The organism is Dyadobacter subterraneus (assembly GCF_015221875.1).
In the GTDB taxonomy this organism is placed as follows: domain Bacteria; phylum Bacteroidota; class Bacteroidia; order Cytophagales; family Spirosomataceae; genus Dyadobacter; species Dyadobacter subterraneus.
Genome location: NZ_JACYGY010000001.1, coordinates 353,361 through 374,057, shown reverse-complemented (window position 1 = coordinate 374,057; position 20,697 = coordinate 353,361). Strand labels below are relative to the sequence as shown.

Annotated in this window: 14 protein-coding genes; 8 read left to right on the top strand and 6 right to left on the bottom strand. The window is 39.8% G+C overall.

The window, feature by feature from the left end:
* Positions 1–135 precede the first annotated feature (135 nt).
* Positions 136–1,245, top strand: a complete 1,110-nt coding sequence (locus IEE83_RS01655; protein ID WP_194118905.1) for a sensor histidine kinase — start codon at positions 136–138, stop codon at positions 1,243–1,245.
* Positions 1,246–1,387: 142 nt separating this feature from the next.
* Here the strand turns inward: IEE83_RS01655 and IEE83_RS01650 are convergent, their stop codons facing one another.
* The 3 genes from IEE83_RS01650 to IEE83_RS01640 form a co-directional block, all read right to left on the bottom strand.
* A complete protein-coding gene (locus IEE83_RS01650) occupies positions 1,388–1,654 on the bottom strand; it encodes a hypothetical protein (RefSeq protein WP_194118904.1) in 267 nt (88 codons plus the stop codon).
* Positions 1,655–1,941: 287 nt separating this feature from the next.
* Positions 1,942–2,352 carry a VOC family protein gene (locus IEE83_RS01645; protein WP_194118903.1) on the bottom strand — a complete coding sequence of 137 codons (411 nt, stop codon included), beginning with the start codon at positions 2,350–2,352 and terminating at the stop codon, positions 1,942–1,944.
* A gap of 39 nt (positions 2,353–2,391) precedes the next feature.
* Entirely contained in the window at positions 2,392–3,039 is a 648-nt protein-coding gene (locus tag IEE83_RS01640; RefSeq protein ID WP_194118902.1) for a response regulator, read from the bottom strand.
* A 452-nt stretch (positions 3,040–3,491) separates the two neighbouring features.
* Here IEE83_RS01640 and IEE83_RS01635 point away from each other — a divergent pair, with 452 nt between their 5' ends.
* From IEE83_RS01635 to IEE83_RS01620, 4 genes are all read left to right on the top strand, one after another.
* Positions 3,492–4,214 carry a response regulator transcription factor gene (locus tag IEE83_RS01635; protein ID WP_194118901.1) on the top strand — a complete coding sequence of 241 codons (723 nt, stop codon included), beginning with the start codon at positions 3,492–3,494 and terminating at the stop codon, positions 4,212–4,214.
* 362 nt (positions 4,215–4,576) lie between these two features.
* Positions 4,577–5,242 carry a LuxR C-terminal-related transcriptional regulator gene (locus IEE83_RS01630; protein ID WP_194118900.1) on the top strand — a complete coding sequence of 222 codons (666 nt, stop codon included), beginning with the start codon at positions 4,577–4,579 and terminating at the stop codon, positions 5,240–5,242.
* A gap of 152 nt (positions 5,243–5,394) precedes the next feature.
* Positions 5,395–10,713 (top strand): T9SS type A sorting domain-containing protein, encoded by a 5,319-nt coding sequence (locus IEE83_RS01625; RefSeq protein ID WP_194118899.1) that lies wholly within the window; start codon positions 5,395–5,397, stop codon positions 10,711–10,713.
* A 1,132-nt stretch (positions 10,714–11,845) separates the two neighbouring features.
* A complete protein-coding gene (locus IEE83_RS01620) occupies positions 11,846–13,072 on the top strand; it encodes a T9SS type A sorting domain-containing protein (RefSeq protein WP_194118898.1) in 1,227 nt (408 codons plus the stop codon).
* A gap of 340 nt (positions 13,073–13,412) precedes the next feature.
* Here the strand turns inward: IEE83_RS01620 and IEE83_RS01615 are convergent, their stop codons facing one another.
* The gene (locus IEE83_RS01615) at positions 13,413–13,790 is read right to left on the bottom strand and encodes a hypothetical protein (RefSeq protein WP_194118897.1); all 378 of its coding nucleotides are present in this window, start codon (positions 13,788–13,790) and stop codon (positions 13,413–13,415) included.
* A gap of 73 nt (positions 13,791–13,863) precedes the next feature.
* On the opposite strand from IEE83_RS01615, the gene IEE83_RS01610 reads away from it, so the two are divergent.
* From IEE83_RS01610 to darG, 3 genes are all read left to right on the top strand, one after another.
* The gene (locus IEE83_RS01610; RefSeq protein WP_194118896.1) at positions 13,864–15,363 is read left to right on the top strand and encodes an IS1182 family transposase; all 1,500 of its coding nucleotides are present in this window, start codon (positions 13,864–13,866) and stop codon (positions 15,361–15,363) included.
* Between the two features lie 489 nt (positions 15,364–15,852).
* Entirely contained in the window at positions 15,853–16,509 is a 657-nt protein-coding gene (gene darT / locus IEE83_RS01605) for a type II toxin-antitoxin system toxin DNA ADP-ribosyl transferase DarT (protein WP_194118895.1), read from the top strand.
* Between the two features lie 8 nt (positions 16,510–16,517).
* A complete protein-coding gene (gene darG, locus IEE83_RS01600; protein WP_194118894.1) occupies positions 16,518–17,543 on the top strand; it encodes a type II toxin-antitoxin system antitoxin DNA ADP-ribosyl glycohydrolase DarG in 1,026 nt (341 codons plus the stop codon).
* 53 nt (positions 17,544–17,596) lie between these two features.
* On the opposite strand, the gene IEE83_RS01595 is transcribed toward darG, so the two are convergent.
* Positions 17,597–18,559, bottom strand: coding sequence for a hypothetical protein (locus IEE83_RS01595; protein ID WP_194118893.1), 963 nt, complete (start codon positions 18,557–18,559; stop codon positions 17,597–17,599).
* A 67-nt stretch (positions 18,560–18,626) separates the two neighbouring features.
* Positions 18,627–20,039 carry a site-specific integrase gene (locus IEE83_RS01590; protein ID WP_194118892.1) on the bottom strand — a complete coding sequence of 471 codons (1,413 nt, stop codon included), beginning with the start codon at positions 20,037–20,039 and terminating at the stop codon, positions 18,627–18,629.
* Between the last annotated feature and the right edge of the window lie 658 nt (positions 20,040–20,697).

The window sequence follows — 20,697 nt, the reverse complement described above, 5'->3', positions numbered from 1 at the left end:
CACATTAACAAATTTTCTCACTTCCATTAACAAAAACGATCATCAACAGACTACAACACACCCTTTATACTAACATACCCAATATGAATCCGCACGGCAACTTTCCTTTATTTAAAGTTTTCAATAGCAGTTACAATGTGTAATTCAAAACCTTGCCACCGGGTGAAGAATTTGTCGCATGTTTCATTAAACCTGCGCCAAAAACGGATACGTTTATATAATACCGTCAGAGCAGCACTTTGGCATTTTCCGATTTCGAAAAATTCTCAGATACCACAGCATGGGACAACTTTGGTTAGTTACAAAATCATATGGTCATCGGGCCAGTGCTTTGCAGATCAAAAAGGCCTGCATGCTTTCATTATAGCAAAATCATGGTGGGATAATGACCTATCGTTTAATCTCACGGTGGTTGCATTGGCAGCTCTGGCCGTCTATTTAGTGCTTCATAGGCAGCTAGTATATTTTAAACAGAAATACAATTTTCTCCAGCGGCAGCTAAAAGCTTTAACTATTGAAACAAATGAAACCATTGAGCGTCTGCGGCAATCTGAAATAGTATTGTTAGAAAATAACAAGATAAAAAATCAGCTGATCACAATGGTTTTACATGATATACGCTCGCCAGTCCGTTCCATTTCTACCATTAGCAGTTATCTGGCAGATAAGCGCTGCTTTATACCTGTTAATAATTTTAATGAAACACTTCATCAATTGAAACTAGGATCAAGGAGCCTGGAAACTTTTACAGAAAAGTTCTTTCTATGGGCAGACAGTCAAAGAGACGATTTTAAGATAAAGCCGTGCTACTTCGCGCTTGATGCTTTTCTACTGGAAGTAACAAATCTTTACCAGGATATTGCAAAAATGAATGAAAACAAAATTATGGTTCTTCCAACCTGTTTGGTCTGCTTCTGCGATTACCAATTACTTGCCTGTGTGATTCGTAACCTGGTCGACAATGCAAACAAATATACTTTTCATGGAATAATCACACTAAGCGCCTTTCTTGAAAGCAATGAGTTGATCCTAAACGTGTCTGATACTGGAAACGGACTGACACCTGCTGAAATTAACGATTTTATCACCGGAAATGTAAACGGAACAACAAGTGGAACGGGTAGTTTCTTAATCCTTGCTCTGCTAAAAAAAATAGAGGGAAGACTCCAGATACAATCAGCGCCTGGGAAAGGAAGTACATTTAGCATTCGACTGAAAATTTACTATCCTGCTCAAACAGGCTGATTATGAGGTGGATTCAGGTCAATATGTACCCATGTTCTCTGACAAGACTGTCCTGATATCGAACACCTGCCATAGAGGCTAGCTGCTCTTTGACATATTTTATCCGGTTAGACGCCCTATACTATTAAAACTATTTGTCACCCTAAGATATATACGTATAAATAGCCTGCTCTAAAACTGATTTCTCAGCAAACACAATTTTAATAGAGTTTTTGGTTTCTATAAAACATGGTTTCTTTTCGCTTGAAAAATTTTGGATTGATTCTAAGGTGATTGGTAGTTCCAATGTAATATTTAATTCTTCCAATGCGCTGACAATACTCCTGTAAAGTTGCGTTTCGTTCTTACAAATGTTTGAAAAAACCAATACCTTGGGATGATCCGGTTGAACAAATCCTACTACAAACATAACACTCCAGTTGTATATGTTTTTAAACGAGCAATTTTACTACCATTTGCCCAAGTAATCCAATGTTGGCTTAACTTATTGGTTTACAAACTAATTAAGTTATATTTTTCCTTTGTTGCAAGGTATCTCCTTAACGAAATCCATCAGATTTTACCTGGATTGCGTTTGACATTGATGCACCTTCAATATCATCTGAATAAAAATGTTCAATTGTTCTTTGCCTTTCTCCTCAGATAATTAGTGAATGAGCATTTTTACTTTATTGTTAAATATAGCTTCCGGATTGTTTATAACCTAAACATGCAAAAAGGGTTTATCACTTTAAAGCTCTCGCCAAAAAATATATCATATTCATCCGGGTCATTAATGCCAAATTCCTTACCGCCCCACGGAGCCAGATAAAGCTCGTAACCAATATTTGCATCTTTATCCCTGAACTCATTGTAAAGTTCTTCAATATCATCGACCCAAAAGAATATCTTATTTGTTTTCTTGACTGCTTTCCGATGTGACTTAAAAAGTTCCGGATCGGCTTGACTAAGCATGATGTAATTTTCATCCCTTTCTATGATAGCACATTCTGCCGGATTTCCGTAAAATTCTGCGTTTGAAAATCCAAGTTTGTTTGTGTACCAGTTTACAGAATAGATAACATCCTTAACCAGGAGTATCGTAGCTGCTGATGTTAATTTAGGCATATGAAATAGATTCGACTGTTACTTAATTGATGGTCCTGATTACGCAAAATCGTCAGCTATGCCGAACCGGCTAGAAAGGTGGTTAAGCTCCATCAGGTTTTTAACTTTCAGTTTATTAAAAACCCTTGCCCTATAAGTGCTTGCAGTGGAAGGGCTTATATCCATAACGTTAGCCACCTCAATCGCACCATGGCCTTTTAACAGAAGTAGTGCAACCTCAAACTCGCGAGCAGAAAGTTTGTGGAAAGGGTTATCCGAAAAGCCATCGAGGAATGAATTAATAAACAAATCGTTCTGGCGAAAAGAGTAATATCTTCTACCTGCACCAACTGTACGAATCGCATTTTTAAAGTCATCGTCGCTCTCATTTTTGCATAGGTATCCATACGCACCAACTTTTAGACAGCGCTGTGCATAGATACTTTCGTTATACACGGATACTACTAATATTTTAAGATCTCTTACCAGTTCCAGAGCCTTGCATAACATCCCCATACAATCAGTTTCAGGCATATTCAGGTCCGTAATTAACATGTTGAATTGACAAGAAGATAATTTATCGAGCACCTGCTTTCCGTTTTCTGCAAAATCAACCACGCAAGTGTTACCAAAGATATCTTTTACCAGTAAATTCAGCGCGATCCTTGACAGGCAGTGATCATCAGCAATTAGTATAGTATTTATCATTTCATCCGTTGCTTTATGATTTAGACTATACAAAGAAATAAAGTCACTAAACCTTTAATGAAAAATAAAAACTCTTTAATTTTCGGTATGCATTGAAGTACAAGTGGATGCCCCCTTTCCAGAAAATGATCTCAGGTACGTAAAGGTTCTGTACTTCAACCAATGATCACGCTTCAAGCAGCTACCATTTACCAAAAATAACGGATACTAAGTACTCCTTAATCTAGCTAATTATTTTCCTGAAAATTTCGTGGTAACCTTAAAGGAAAAGCTTCAAACGATGCACGGTTAGTAGCTAAAAAACTACATAAAAGTCGCTTGTTTGCTCTTTTTTTTTAATTAATAAATTCTTCTGTTTGCAGTAGAATTTATTATATGCTGTAACAATTTAATTGTAAGGCCACAGATTTTTTTTAACATGTAAGTGACTGTCTCACAAGCGGTAAATTAGTATGCTCAAAAATCATCCATACAAACTATATAAAGTTATGCAAACATTTGGACTCGTTGATGAGCACCCCATCATCCGTTTGGGATTGCAAATATTTCTAAGACAGCACTTTCAAGAAATTGTTATTTACTCCTCGGGCAGTTTGGATTATTTCTCAAAGCTGCCAGCGCAAGAGACGATTGATCTGATCATATTCGGCCTAAATGCCGATAGTAAACTCAATTGGCTGAAACAGGTTGAACACTGTAAGTATCAGTACCCCAAAGCAGTCTTAATTGTTCATGGTGAAGTTTTGGTAATTGAAACAGTGCTTCAATTACTAAAATTAGGTGTAAAGGGAATAGTCTTCAAGCAAAATGACCCGAATGAACTACTGGATTGTATCAAAAAAATTAACAACGGACATATTTATCTGAGTCCTGAACTGGAAAAAATGGTTCACGATAAAATAATTGCCAGTAAAAATTCTAATAAATTATTGCGTCAAAATCAACCTGGTCTGCATGTGCTGACCCTAAGGCAGTACCTGCTTGCCACCTATCTTATCAAGGGTATGAAAACCTCGGAAATTGCCAGGCAACTTAAGCTGACGGCTTCAACGATCAGCTCGACAAAATCGGTCATTCTCAAAAAGATGAAAGTCACTAATGTTATTGAGTTAGGTGTGGTGCTGAAAAATGAAAATCATAGCTCGAAAAACCACATATCAAAAGCCAACACATGATAAACGTCTGCCATCCGGAAAATTATAAAGCAGGTTAAAGTCATTAATCATGGCCTTACTAAATAGTTCTCACAACGTTGCGTAGTTAATCACCCACCAGGCTCTGCCAGGTGGGTTTGATTTGTTTACCGGCCAAAGCCCATAGCCACATCATCAATTACCAATTAACCTACTGTAATTGAGTATAGTGTGTGGCTACAAATCCACGTTAGTGTAGCTACATTGCTCTTTTTCCGAAATTTAAAAACACCCTTTTTTGCGATAGAATTTTTTCTATGATCTAATAACGTTTTCAGCACAGTATTAACGTCTGAAAAAAGCAACTATCAACAAAGCTATTACAATAAAAAGTGACCGAATTAATGAAAATATGTGGATTAATCGATGAGTATCCAATCATGCGTCTGGGATTACGCATCTTTCTCGAAGAACATTTCAAGAGGATTATTTTCCATTCAGCTAAAAAAATAAATGATTTGCCAAAAGTAAATCCTGGACAATCCATGGATATACTGCTCATCGGTCTTAACATGGACCAGAAACTAAACTGGTTAAAACAGATTGAACAATTCACAACCGCTTATCCCCTGGCTGCTTTAATCATCCATGCTGAAAATCTGGAAGCCCGGATGGTTCATTATCTGTCAAGGCATGGTGTAAAAGGTATTGTTTTAAAACATAATGACCCCTCTGAGCTTATTGAATGTATCAGTGCCGTTCAGAAAGGAAGACGTTACCTGAGTCCCCAAATCAAACAAATGATATTAATACTGGCCCAGGAAAATAGTACGCTTCAACAACACAACAATGTAGGCTGGCCAGACAGATTTCATCTGACTTCACATCAATATCTGCTTGCCACCTTTTTCGCAAAGGGAATGAAAACCTCTGATATAGCAAAGTTATTAAAGCTTTCTGCATCGACAATCAGTACAACAAAAGCGGTCATCCTAAAAAAGACGAAAGCGGCTAACATCCTTGAACTGAACAATCTTCTACAACATGCAAAATTTAAATCAAAAAAATAAATAACCCCAATAAAGTCTGTAAACAGGCTGTAAATCTGGGGTTTCACCCCAAACCGCACCATTATAAACGATTTCTTGCTACTACTCAACAAACACTATCAAGTAATACAACACCGTAGTATCATCTTTTATTTAACCACTAATCTGTTAGTATGAAACAAAAATTACCAGGTTCGGGCCAGGTATGCCCGGCACAAAACCTTGAGATCCTCGGGGAACATGCAGCTGAAAGGCAGCTGAAACTAATCCGCTCGCGGATTGCTATTAAATATCTCGTATTTTTCCTTGTTTCAGCTTGTATGCTGCTGATGTCGAACCATTTAAGGGCCCAGCAGATCGCCGCCGGGACCGGCGCACCTACCCTGGATTTTGAGGTTGCCAACGGCGCACGTCAATTTACGGTTACAGTTTTAGGGGGAACTGTTTCCTCAGGAAACTTAAACGTTACTCTTCCATCAGGATATGTCTACCTCGCCGGATCTACTGCTGCATCAGGTGGTTTAGCCATTACTGAAACAAGTATTTCTTCAAATACCGCTGCACTGGCCATTTCAGGTGTTCCTGCGACCGGTACCAATACGACTTTCACTTACAAGGCCATTGCTACTTGTGCGGCCATCGGAGTTGCCGGAAACCAGGCCTCCTACGTATTCACGCCTACAGGCGGAAGTGTTCAGCCTGAAAAGCTCAGTAATTCGTTTAATTTAAAAAATGCAAAGATCAATATTACCAACCTGGCTAACGCGCCTGCTACCGCAGGAACGGTCGGTGATACCTATACGCGCACTTACCGTATTAACAATAATGGATTTGGAAATATTGATACTGTATATGTGACGGACGTCAGTGGAAACGGGGTTACGCACCTGGGACAATCTGTCTCGACGACAAGCAGTGGAGAAACAGTTGCTGTCTCCCTTATTTCATCTACCATCTCAGGATCCAATACCACGTATTTATACCGGTTCATCATAAGCAGCACAGCGCAGGATAACCACTTGGGGCAAAATGAATATTTTACTTTTACCCAGAATCTGCAAATTGCAAGTTGCACCAATCTAAATACAAGTTTGAATGCATGGTATGGCACCGGTCCAAACCCACAACCCTGTACTCCTCAAAATGATACGCAGACCACAGCACTGGCTGTCGATAATTCAAAAACGCCTCTGCTTTCGGTTTCCTTTGTTTCAACCGATGATTTCTCCTGTGCGCCCGCATCAGGCTGGATCACGGCTCTTGTCATTAACACCGGCACAGGTGCTGCAACAGGCAATAGTTTACGCTTTGGACTATTTGACTACGCACAAGCATTAGCCGCAGGGAATCGTGACTACAACGGAACTTTCGCGTCGGCCTGGATTGATGAATCAGAAGGTGTGCAGATCAGCACAGATCAAGGAGCCAACTGGTCCACTGCTACATACACTACTTCAACCACAATAATAAATGCTGCAAATACTTCCGCCAATGGTAAGGCCCTCGATGTGATCGTTGCGCCATCGATTATTGCACCTGGACAAACTGTGTTGATCCGTTTCAAAAAACGGATCGATTGTAGAGATTACTGCATAGGTTCAGACATGCAATTTAAGGGAGAAGCCCTTTTATCCGGAACCTATAAAAACGGATGCGGGGAAGGCAACTATGCACTCAACTTCAAAAGTTTGCTTGACTTTGTTCATGCAATAGGGGAACATAAACCACAAATGGAAGTAGATGCAATCGGGGGCACTCCTTACTGGGTTCGGTACCAGACAAATGAGTGGTCAGTAAGTCCTACTTCTGCGGCAAAACTGGCCGGCTCAGGTGCCTACACGGAAATGCTGATCACCTTGCCTTCTTGCCTGGTACCTGACATGAGTACGCTTTCACTAACTAATATTGATGGCACAAATCCTGTTACACCAACTCTGGCATTTATAGATGCGGACGGCATTCATATCCGGTTTGACCTATCTAATGGCCTGGGATTCTCTCTCAATAACAAGGTAATACGCCTAAAAACAACCGTCGATTGCAGCATAGCCTGTCCAGCACCTACGATTAGTTCAAGAATAATTTTTAAACAGTCTGCTACCTGCAGCTGTACTCAGGTATTGAACTGCAAGTCCTGGAAACCGGTTTTACACTGCCCTACGTGCATACTACCTCTTGGTATAAATAATAATGAGAGTACGGGTAGACGTACTACATTGGGACTTCCTGATGATAACAATGATGGTGTGCCAGATGCTCCGGGAGCAAACTTTCCTGCCAATGTAAGGACTTCCCATTTCACCCTCGGAGACCAGATGGAAATCACAGCAACAGGAGACATATTTGGTACGGGCTCATTTGATTACGCATATCTTCAAACCAAGGCACCTGCACAGCCCGTGCTATCGCTGGTCGGGACAACAGCCAAGGCTACAATCTTCGATGCCAGTACGGCAACAACCTATAATCTTAGTGGCTTACCTGTAAGTGGAACTTATCCCAATTTCCTAACCGATATTAGTAAAACGGCTTTGGTTTCCGCTGGCATTCCAGCATCTTTCAGTTACGAATCCGGTGACAAAATTACTGTTGTATTAACATTTACCTACCCGGAAGCTGGTAATATCTCAATAACGAGCATTGGTGGGAATTCGGCGACGGCTAATTCGGGTACAGTAACTTTTGAGAACGTGCTTTATGGAGGGGCAACCGCCAATCCGGCAGTTGCAGATTGGCTAGCCTGTGACTTTCCATATGTTGCCACTATGGAGTTCGATCCAATTGACTGGTATATGACAAATACCTCACGTAATCTTAGTTACAACGGTTGTGTGGAAGATAATCTTGACAATTATACCGGAGGATTATATTTTGTGACTGAATACGAATACACCGGGGTGTCCAGGAGCCAAAATTTCGTTTTCCCTTATGAAATTAACCGCTTTGTGCAGCCTAAGGAATTTGTATTTACTCTGCCTGCCGGCCTGGAAGTAGTACGTACCCACATTACGATTTATGGACAGAAAGCTGGTGTACCTTTTGCCATCGATAAAGTCACCCCGGATCTTATTTCTGGTCAGGACTACCACTACGATATACAAGCGCTAATTAGCACAATCAAAGGCAGTTCACCTGCCTATTTCGACGAAGGCTTCACCATTGTTGCATTCCCTGTACTGCGGGCCACCTGTCAGGCATCAGCCTCAGGGTCACTGGCAAGCAAATTTACCTATACCTACGGCACAGGCGCAAAAGTTTATACCGCACAAAATAACTGGCCATTTACGGTAAATTTGACTGGTAATTTGACTGCGACTCCTTCCCAGGCTATTAAAACTGTTACTGGAAATACAGTTAGCTGGGAAGTACAGGTTACAAACACGGGCAACGCTAATCCTATGCCTAACGTTTGGCTCTCAAAAAATACAGCTGGCGGTGGAACGGTTACCATTTCATCAGTCCAACTGCTTGCAGCAAGCGGGGCCACTTCCGGAACAGCTGTTTCACCAACCGGAGGTATTTACCAGCTTGGATCTGTCCCAGCTTCAAGCAGCCAATATTATCTGATCACAGCTACCTTCGATAACTGTACCCAGGACAATTTGCAGATTGCCTACGGCTGGAACTGCTCAGCTTATCCTGCCTCTGTTGCAACAGCGTTATGTTCGCAAAACATTGACCTAACAGTTATCCCAACGACGGCCGACCTCCAGGTTTCGCTGATCTCTCAACCAGCTGCCGGCACGCACGATCTGTGTGAAGAGCTTGAATATACCGCCGAAGTGAAAAACCCGGCTCAGGGCACAGCTTACAACCTGACTTTCACCGTTGCAAAACCTGCCGGTGTCGCCTACATTGCAAACTCCTTTGCAATCTCTCCGACACTGCTGCCAACTTCGGCAAGCTTTACAACCGTCAACAATGATGCTACCTACGTTTCGGAAACTGCCACAACGATCACCTTTACGATCCCTGTTTCTGCGGTGGCAAACCTGCCTTACAACCAGGGATACACCATCAAATACCGTGTAAACACGGTTGCCTGTGACTTTGTGAGCGGTACCAAAATGAAGTTACTTGCCAGTGGAAAAAATGGATGTGGCAGCGCCATCAACGGAACCCAGCAGCAGACCCAGACCATCCGCATCAAAGGCGAAAACGCGAATCCAAATTCGTATACCATCACTTCCTCGGTATCTGCCCCGGTCAACGCATGTAGCCCGGCTGATCTGACCTATACGTTCTCGGCTAAAAACGAAGGACCAGTCGCTACCTATGCAGGCGAGACAATACGGATTGTCATTCCGAAGCCCTACACGCTTGGAGCTGTAACCGGAATTTCCAACTTTACGTCCGGAACTGCGCCAACAATTACCAGTTCGGCTACTACAACAACCTATGTATGGACCATGCCAGTTGGTGTGGCTGTTAATCAGAACATTTCGTTCTCTGCACCGCTTACTGCACCAGCTTCGAATATCAGCGACCTAAGCTGTGGCACATTGCCGATCCTGGAACAGGTCAATTACACCTTTGAAAGTACCTGCCTTACAAGTGGGGTCACCTGCTCAGGGTCGCTGCAGGCGGAAGGTGAAAATACAGGGACTGGTATCGTTATTGATAAACCGTCACTGCATATCACCGGCTTTACCGCTGCTACGCCAACGGCAAGCAATATCCTGGAAGGTACAGTGACTGTTACCAATACAAATGCGGTCACCACTGGATTGCCACAGGCTGCCAACATAACGGTATACCACGATTCAAATAACAACGGGGTCGTTGATGCGGCTGACGTTCAGATCGGGACAAAGGCCATTACCGTGACCACAGCTTCACCGCAGGTTTTCAATTACAACTTCTCAACCACTTATTCTGGCAACCTGTGTCCAGCGCTCGTTGTGCTTGATCTGGCCTGTGCATGTGAAAATCCGGTGATTTATGCATATAGCTGCAATACTCCACTGCCTGTAACGCTGCAAAGTTTCGAGTTGCAACAAGCTGAAAAAGGGGTGCTACTAACCTGGGCAACGACAACAGAAGCTAATAGCGATCATTTTGAAATCCAGCACAGCATGGATGCTAAAAACTGGTCGGATATCGGAAAAGTGGCAGCAGCAGGTGAGAGTCTGCTTACCAACAAGTACAGCTTTACAGATGTCGATGCCGTTAACGGACTGAATTACTACCGTCTAAAAATGGTCGATAAGGACAATACCTTCGCGTTCAGCCGGATCAATTCCATTAAAATGGACTCAGGTCTGGGCATTATCTATCCAAATCCGGCAACTGAAAGCATTACACTGGGAATTGATAACCTGAAAACCGTCAGCAGTCTTGAAATATTTGATATCAAAGGAACCAGGGTACTGAAAACAACCAAACTGGTTTCCAACAAAATCAATATTGAAAAGCTGACAGCAGGTACATATCTGGTCAAAATCACCCAGACGTCAGGGGCAGTCATCGTACAGAAAATTGTTAAACAGTAATTCGCCAAGTCATGAATTTTAGATAAATTACAGAACGTTGATATTTAGTCACCCACCTGGCACTGCCGGGTGGGTGATTTATTTTTTGGGAAGGGAAAAGCCCAAAAATATCCATACCAGAATACCGGCCTGTAATTTAGAAGACAGAAGAGCTAATACTTTCACCGCAAAGCGATTTATAGCTTAAATTTACATTTGTAGAGCTACATTGCTCTTTCCCAAAGGGTTCAAAATATTCTAATTTGCATGAAGACACTCCTGGTAACAGCATTTTAATGTGGGAATTGTTTTTCGAAAACAGGTATCTTCATAAAAGAGTCTTTGTACATAAAGGTTTATCCGTAGCTTAAAATCCACTCCAAAGTAGCTAAACAACTCTTTTTTCTAACTTTTAAACTTTCCTCTTTTGTAGTGACATATTTATATTATAAAGCATATCCCAGGTGGCAAATTTAAAATTCCTAAACCCATAATCATTTATTAATTGTACAGTGCGAGTTCAATCAAAGTCAAAAAAAGACAATTAAAATAAAACGCAGCAGCAATTGTGCACAGCAGATTTTAGGCCGAACATCTCGTAGAAGGTGCGAAGCAGTAATGCAGCCAGAAGCCGTGAATTCTTATTACAGAGTAATCAATCTCCCATTCGGTCTTACCGGGTGGGATGATTTCTGTACAAGCATGAATAATCCTATTTTTATTTCCCCTTATACTACAATAATAGTAGATTTCTCATCATTTCAATTAGAAAAATACCCTCTTTTGAGTGATTGCCACTTGATGATAAACGCCTGACATTTGTGGCGTCAGTTTATAAAAACCCATCGAATCATAAGCTTGCCAACACCTAATTGCCCGCTTTTATTTTGTCACCTAAGAAGTTCACGAAAACGATTGCAGACACTGATAAACTTTCATTGTACGGGCTGCTTTGGAAATATTTATTAAAAATAAACAGCTTAGGGAAAAGAAACCTGTTATATCAAGTGACTAATTTTTGGAGTCTAAGTCTCAACCAGGATGTAAAACAAAATGTTGTTGAAATGAGAAGGGCTCTACAAATTTCAAACATATAGATCTTTCAATAATCATACATAATTACCTTTTTTTTACAAACCAATCTATTTATAATATGAAAAAAATCTACGCATTATTAGTTATTTCATTTGTATTTTCCGGCGCTAACGCACAAACTGCCTGCCCAAACATCAGTATTGACGACTTTTCCGGAATTGGCTGCGCTTTGGACTTTACAAATGCAGATCCATTGAATACTGTTAAACAGGTCGAATGTACAGGCCTTACAGGTACGATTTCTGGTGCGGCTGATATTTGGATGCAGAAACAATCACCAGCTGGCGGTGGAACAACCGCATCTGCCGGATATTATGGAACTGGTCAATTTGATTATTCTTCCGGAGCATCTAATATATCCAGTTTCTCCATTACCTATGATGGTGCCGACGGAAATACTGACCCAGATGATGTAAATATTACTGGCCCGGTCTTGGGAGATTTTACTAACAAAACAATTCAATTTTTGGCCACAATTGACGATATAGGAGCCGGGAAGTTTATTACATTTAGCGTAAGTGTTTGGGATGGAGCCGGATTTAAATCTGAGGCTACTATTACATTGAACGGGCCAAGGACTCAAATCACGGATTTGAATTATAACTTGGGGGTACTGATTGGAAAAGCCGATCTTACAGACATTCGGGCAATTCAGTTTAAGCAGGTATCAAATCAAAACGGCATGGATAATTCCATTACCCAGCTTAGTGCGGTCTGCGTTGGAAATACGCCTCTTCCTGTCACTTTAACCAAGTTTTCAGGTAGTTATGGTGAAGGCAATGTTGACCTTGGTTGGAGCACTTCGTCTGAGTCAAATGCGAGTCATTTCGAAATAGAGACCAGCAGGAATGGTAAAAATTTTATAAAACTGGGAGATGTTTTAGCAAAAGGAAATAGTAGCTCAACAACCAGTTATAGTTTCAGATATATAAATTCATCGTTTGATAACGCTTATTTCCGCCTTAAAATGATTGACAATGACGGAACTTTTAGTTATAGCCGTATTATTTCGGTGCAGTCTAAATCGGACGACTCCGGTTCGTTCAATGTTTTTCCGACAATCTTTGGCAATGAATTAACCATATCGCTTCCTGGGACAAATTCATCAACCGCAGTTGTCAGGATTATAGGGATGAATGGCAATATACACTTAGATAATGTATACAATATAAACAACAATAATTCGGTAGAAATAACTGATCTAAATACGGTACCTAGTGGTCTATATATAGTCCATATTACCTCAGGTTCCTTAATTGAATTTAAAAAGGTTATTAAACAATAACCTGTAAATAGTTAATTATTATTCAATGCTCTATAATAAGGAGATTGTCTCAAAAAGGGCAGTCTCTTTTTTTACATTTAGAGATTTGTTTTCAAATCCATTCAGTGCAGACAAGCTTTTTATAACGCGGCTGCAGATTATTATATCTGCGCCATGTATCAGAAGATGAGCTACGTCGGCAATAGTAAAAGATAAACTGTACCCGGCTTTGAGCAAACCGCCAGTCATTACAAGGCCATCAATTGTCAGGGAAGTCCATCAAACGGTGGTGGCTGTTGCACAACTATTGTGATTGAAAACCCTCCTGATTTTTGGCATTCGATCAGAAGGATTACTTTTCTTATAAACTTATTAATTCAATTACTTCACATATTGCAATGTCGTCAGTACCAATCGTCATGTAGCCAACTGTTCCCAATTTCAAGTGTTCGCGATGATAGTTAGTTAGTTTTTCATTGAGTATCCACATTTCGGCGGTACCCGAAGGTTCAATAAGTAACCACTTATCAAGAATTGTAAAACCGCCGTTATCTTCAAATTCTGGTCGTATGATGTAATGAGAGTTCTTAAGATCACCATTATTTGGATAGCGAAAATCGAACCATCTACCTTCGAATACTTCCCGAGGCGAACCATTGTCTTGGGAAAGAAACTGGTACTTTACTCGAAAATCTGGCGAGCGTTTAAAAATATCAGAATAGGGTGTGTAGCTTTCCATTTGAAGGTAAATTAAGAGGTTAAATATCACAGATTGAACATGTAGGAGTCACCGAAATTTCGTAACTTCAGGAATGCAAGGAAAGAAAAATTACTCAGAAAAGTTGTTCGTCAGCTTCCAACTTTCAGACCGCGTTCCCAAGAATAATTTTTACCGGATGCTCATGGAAACCATCGAACTACAGTTCCTTTACAAGGATACCCGTAAATTGTATGGCAGCACTGGTAACCCGTACATCGACCCAGTTGTCTTCTTTAAGCTAATGCTTACAGGTTATTTAGAAAATATTACCTCGGACAGGAAACTTGTTGAGCATTGCTCCATGCGAATGGATATTCTCTATTTTTTGGGATATGATATTGATGAGCAACTGCCATGGCACTCGACCATCAGCCGCACCAGACAATTATATCCTGCTGAAGTCTTTGAAATGCTTTTTAATAAAGTATTTACAATGTGTGTCAAAAAAGGCATGGTATCAGGTCACACCCAAGCCGTAGATTCCGCACCCGTGAAAGCAAACGCATCAATGGAAAGTATTGAGCTGAAAAAGCCTTTTCAATCTATTGAACGCCACTTTGAAATTGTAGATACTGAAAACCAGCCACCAGCCCTCACTCCTCCCACAGGATTAATCACAGCTCCACAGTATCAACTGAGTAGGGTAAAAAAACACCAGGATAAATTACGTGACAATACCGTGGCTTCGGTTGGTGCATCACATGAGAAAGCGCAGTTAGTTAGTAACAAAACGCATTACAATCCGCATGATCCGGACGCGCGTATTTCAGTGAAGCCTGGTAAGGCAAGAAAACTTAATTATCACTGCAGCATGTCAGTAGACACAGCAGAAGTTGTAATCAGTCATATACAGGCAGATTTTGAAGATGGTCGTGACAGTCAGTATTTGCCCGGCCTAGCAAGCTCAATACAAGACAGGCTAGCTAAAAACGAGCTCATAATGACTGATCTACTTGCAGATGCGGTCTATTCCAATGGCTATAATTATCAGTTCCTTGAAAAACAGAATATTACAGCCTGGATACCGGTATTCGGTATGTATAAGCCAGAAGTTGAAGGTTTTCTTTATGACAATGAAATTGATCAGTTTTCGTGTCCAATGGGCAAGCTACTTCCCTTTAAGGCATTGGAATATAATGCCGATGGTAAACCCATGAAAGCTTACTGGGCATCGAGAAAGGATTGTATGAGCTGCATACTTAAGGTCAAGTGCGCGCCAAATACAGGCTGTAAAAGGATCGTAAGGACAGCATTTGATCCAGAGCATCAAAGGGCTTATATCAGGCAACACAGCAGGCGGGGAAAACGAATGAAACGGGTGCGTCAGAGCACAGTAGAGCCAGTCTTTGGTAGTCTGGTTCAATATTATGGACTCAATAAGATAAATGTACTAGGTAACGAGGGCGCACACAAAAACATGCTGATGGCTGCCATAGCGTTTAATATCAAAAAATATCTCAAAACAACAGAAAGAAAAGTCGTTATAAATGCTACCATGGAAGCTAATTGTTCCTCTAAAATCAACTATACGCTCGTCTTGCGACTTTTTTAGCAAGTTCTTCTCTCTTTTTGCCAGTCAATGCAAATACTTGATTGTTGATCCAAAATTCCCTAGTTGATCGGACCACTTCTGCAACAGCCACGTCGGTTTACCAGTACCAGAAAACGGAGGTATTTTGCAACTGAGATATTTCAAAATTGTTAGCCTCTTTTTTCTTTTCCTGCAATCCCAAAAAGTTGTATCAATAATCAAATTCGGCTCTTCTTATAAACATGGGTTTTTGGAACCACTGTGATCATTTTTTTCCTGAAAGATCAATTGTGGAAACTTAGAATGTAGTTTCTGGTAAATTGAAAGCTTCTAGGTTCAAACCTCAGGGCATTGGGAACCAAAGCAATTGAACAATAGAATACCTAACATTTCAAATTATTTAGGTATTTTTACTTATTCCTATTTTAAAATTGTATTTTTCATATCTTTTCTAATCAAAGTAATGAGATTAGATAGGAGCATTTTTATTGCATAAATAAATTGTTTAACATGAACTTATCCGAGGTGACGGTATATCGTATGGTTCACATTGAAAATATACGCCATATTCTGCAACATGGTATAACTCATAAACATTCTGCAAGTGCTAATCCCAATTTTATAACCATTGGCGACGTAAGCTTAATAGACACCAGAAGTAAAAAAATTATCGACGTTGATAACGGCGATCTTTTTGCTTTGAACTCACAAAAGATAAACCTTGGAGATTATATCCCTTTCTATTTTGGAGTTAGAATGCCAATGTTATATGTTATGCAACACGGTGGAAATTTTGTAGAAAAAGCAACACCAGCAGAAAATATTATCTACATAGCCTGCTCGCTGGATAAAATAATTCAATCAGATGTCAATTATTTCTTTTCTGATGGGCACGGAACTGATAGTTATACAACTTTCTATGATAAAAGTAAAATACATGATCTTCCAAAAATTATTGATTGGGAAGCTGTTAATTCATCTTATTGGGGCGGGAATGAGAATTTAAATGTAAAACGAAAAAAGCAAGCGGAATTTCTCGTTTCTGATGATTTGCCATCAGAGTTTATAGTACGATTTGGTTGTTACAACCAAACAGCAAAGAAGAAACTACAAACTTACGGCATTCAGGAAGAGATAATAAAGGTAATTCCTAATAAATACTATTAAATTTAGACATGATAAAATATATAACCGGAAATATCCTAGATAGCACGGCCTATGCCCTTATAAATACCGTCAACACAGTAGGTGTTATGGGAAAAGGCATAGCCTTGCAGTTTAAAAAGGCTTATCCTAATAATTTCAAAGCCTATGAAATTGCTAGTAAAAATAATGCAGTATCGGTAGGAAAAATGTTTGTCACAAAAGACTTTAATGCAGATTCTGGAGAAAAACTAATAATCAATTTCCCCACTAAAACTGACTGGAGAAAGCCATCAGAATACAAATATATTGAGGATGGCTTGATTGATCTGGTCAATGTAATTGAAAAGAATAATATAAAAAGCATTGCAATTCCACCACTTGGCGCCGGAAATGGAGGATTGAAGTGGGAAAAGGTGAAAACACTAATTGAAAGCAGGCTTGAAAACCTGGACGTTGATATATTTGTTTTCGAACCAACAGATCAGATCAAAGAACATCTAAAAAAGGAAAGGGTAAGACTGACAGACGCACGGGCATTACTTCTTTTTGTTCTATATGATTTGGTTAAAAATGGCGAATATGTTTCAGAGTTTTCAAGTGAAAAAGTATGCTACTTCTTACAGAAATTTGGAGCGAAAAAGTATTTCAAATTAGAGTATGAACCAAATTTTTATGGGCCCTATTCCGGTAAAGTAAGGTTTGTTTTGAACGCTTTAAATGGAAGCTATATAATGGGATATAGCGATATGAATAAGAAGCCATTTGAGCCACTTACCTTGATCGGAGATGGTTATGAGACTGTTAAGAAACACATCAATAGCAATAACGAACTTTTAGAAATAGCAAATAGGACAGTTGAATTTTTAAATGGGTTCTATTCAGACTTTGCGCTTGAACTTCTTTCTTCGATTGACTATATAACTATAAAGCAACAAACTTTCGACACTCTGGCGGTTTCTCAAAGACTTGAAGAATGGAGTGATAGGAAGCGAAGTATGTTTTCAAATTCACGATATATTGACATTTCTGTTAAACACCTTCAGAAAGTACTATAAGTCAAATCTGATTCGGCCGCTCGTAAATATTGTTAGCCACATGGTAAAACAATCTATGGATTCTTACCTTTCTTACTCCACGTCATAGGAACCAGTTCTGAGCTGTCTTTCAAAATCTTTAAAATGGGTGACTTACAAACCTTGACATCGGACGAAACAATACTATTGAGATAACCAACTGTGAATGGCTTAACAAGTGAATTTGATACGTACTGGAAATTATCAACTATCCAACCTTCAAGCTCAGCTTTGCTGAAAGAAACAATGAGGTTTGCTTCAATGAGCTGTTTGAAGGCATCTGCGAGTTGATTTCCATTGCTATTAAACAGGAGCTTGTTTTTAGGTAATACGTTATCCTTTAGGAGCGAATTCAATTTTTTCTGTTGGTCAGTTGGAAAATATTTCTTTAAAATTATAAAAAGCTGGTCGGCAGTCCCTTCAACAAAAACAGGATATCTTTTAATTTTGGTGGGAGGATGTTCACTGACCCCCTCTGGATTTCCTTCCGCTTTATTACTTGGCGAATCTAATAGCAGAATTTCACTAACAAAGACGGCTAGACTTTCCTCTCTTTCCCGAACGGAATCGCAAAGATCTTCAACAAACTCCCAGGTCACGATTATGTCGACCTTATTAGGCTCCAGGATATTAGCATAGAAGATTTTACCAAAATCTATAACCAGAAGGAAGTTATTGTCAAACGTTTTTAAAACTTTTGGGTAGCTATTGTGATAGTTTTCCCAAAATAAATTAAACCTCTCTAAAACTTTATCGACCTGTTTTAAAAATTCCACGCGCCTTTGATTATCTGATGCAATCAAGTCCACCACTGCGAGATCTTTCAGTATCCTGAGATGGCTGGAAAACTGGAAAGAAAAATATGGATTTTGATGGCGAATGTCATATCCCCTTCCATACACGGATCCCTTTTTAGAAAATATCCTTTTATCTCTTATCTCATTGACCCGAAAGTTGAAATTTTGTATAAAACTCAAATATTCTTTGAAGTGCTCCATACATTAACATTTGAAATCAGATCTGTTAATATATAAAATCACACAAGTAACTCAAAGTAAACTATCATTAAAATAGCGCACTCAGGTATTTCTTTGTTTTTTCATCGTCAAAGCTACCTAGATAGTTTTCCGTTGTTGCTATCGATGTATGTCCCAGCGATTGGCTTATAAAAGCAAGAGGAGCCTCAGACTGAAGTAGAATTGTAGCAAAGGAGTGCCTGGCACTGTAAGTATTTACATTGCCTTCAATCTCCACTTTTTTAGCAATTCCGTTCATATATTGATTGGTCATTTTAATCACTTGCGCAATAATTATCCTTTCTCTTAGCGGCGTAATCTCATCTTTCAAAAATGGAAATACATAACTCCCGGCATTACGATCATCGCCTGCCCATCGCTCGATAATAGCCACTGTCTCCGGAAAAAGTGTCACTTTGATACGGATCTGGTTGCTTTTCCTGCTCCTTGCTGTCTTTTGACGAACAAACGTTAATTTATCCGATTCGATGTCTTGCCATTTCAGCCGACAGATATCATTGATGTTCATCCCATTGCATAAATATGAAAAAACCCATAGGTCCCGGCTTCTCTGCTCCATTCCAGGCATACATTGATAAGCCATGATTTTTAAGACTTCGTCTTTGCTCAACGCCTTCTTGGTGTTAGTTCCGGCAGGTATTGTATATCTGTTTTTTGTAAAAGGATACAGATCACGCTTCACAATTCCATTTTCAATGGCATCGTTATAAACTGACCGAATATGCCTTCCGTAAATTCCTACGGTTGTCAAAGAAGCGGGTGACGACTTACCTTTCTTACCTTTGGGAGCCTTACCATTTTTAAGCATCCATTTTTCATACATCGTCAGTAATTCTGACGTCAGATGTTCAAACTTGACGACCAAATTTTCCGCAGCCACAGAACTCCCCTTCGGTGCAATAAAGTTCAGGTATTCGTGTCGTTGCTTGCTGGTAAACGATTCCAAAAAACGAAGAAGGGAGGCTGCAGCTGAAAGATAACTTGTGGCATTGCCAATTCGCCCCTGCCCTGTCATCTGTTCCGCTTTCAGTTTGAGCGCCGCAATCACATTGTTTTTATCCTTATGATCTGCCACCGGTTTAGTTTCTTGGCCAAACATACTCACCTCGTAAGCAAAGAGTTCGAAGCTAAAATCGTCCCCGAGTAAATTAACGATAGACTTGGCACGGGCAAGAAACCCTTCGACTTCCTTACCTGTATAATCTTCTTCGTAAAAGCTGCCGTAGAGCATGTTCCATAATTTTCTCCTGGAATCATTTTTTACCTGCCCGGGAATGCCTGCCTTATGTTTTTTCAGGAACGCCCAGTCTTCCTCCTGAACTTTAATTCCGGTAGTGAAAAGTCTCTGTTTCCCATCATAGGAAACGAGCCATTTTACAATCCCTTCCCCTTCTTTTGAAGTGCGTTTATCAAGAAATAAATTTATTGTTACAATTCCCATGATTGATCGTCATTTGGTAGCGGTTGCAATAAACTTGCAATACAAATTTAAAAAACTACCGAAAGAATCAAAAAATAAATGTGTAAAAATTTCAATTAACTAACTGATAAAGAGATTATTGAAAAATTGTTGAAAAATAAGAAAACAATAAAAAATGCCATTTTTACGTGACTCATAATCAGTAGGTGCCTGGTTCGATTCCAGGTGGGCCCACAGGACTACCAAAAACCCCTCATACGCTCTGTATAAGGGGTTTTTCTACTCTAAAATTACTTTAAAACGGGAAATTGTAGTCACTTTTCACCCTTCCATTTCCAAATCACTTGAAAAGCGGATTTCATGAAAACCTTCATTTGATTACGCTACAATAAGAATTGCTCCGTGGTCTGTGTCTCCACAGACCTTTATACCACACAATGCAAAAATCTTATTATCATTTCTTTATTTCCTGAAAACAAATACCTTTTCAATCTAAGATTCTGCTGCTCAGTCTGTGTCTTCACAGACCTTGTATTTGAAAATACAAAAAACCTATTTGGTTCTGTAATGACTAAAAAGGAGTAATATTTAATCAAAAATTTACGCTATTCAAAGATTTTCCGGTCTGTGAGGACACAGACCACGGACACAGTATTTGAAAATACAAAAAACCTATCTG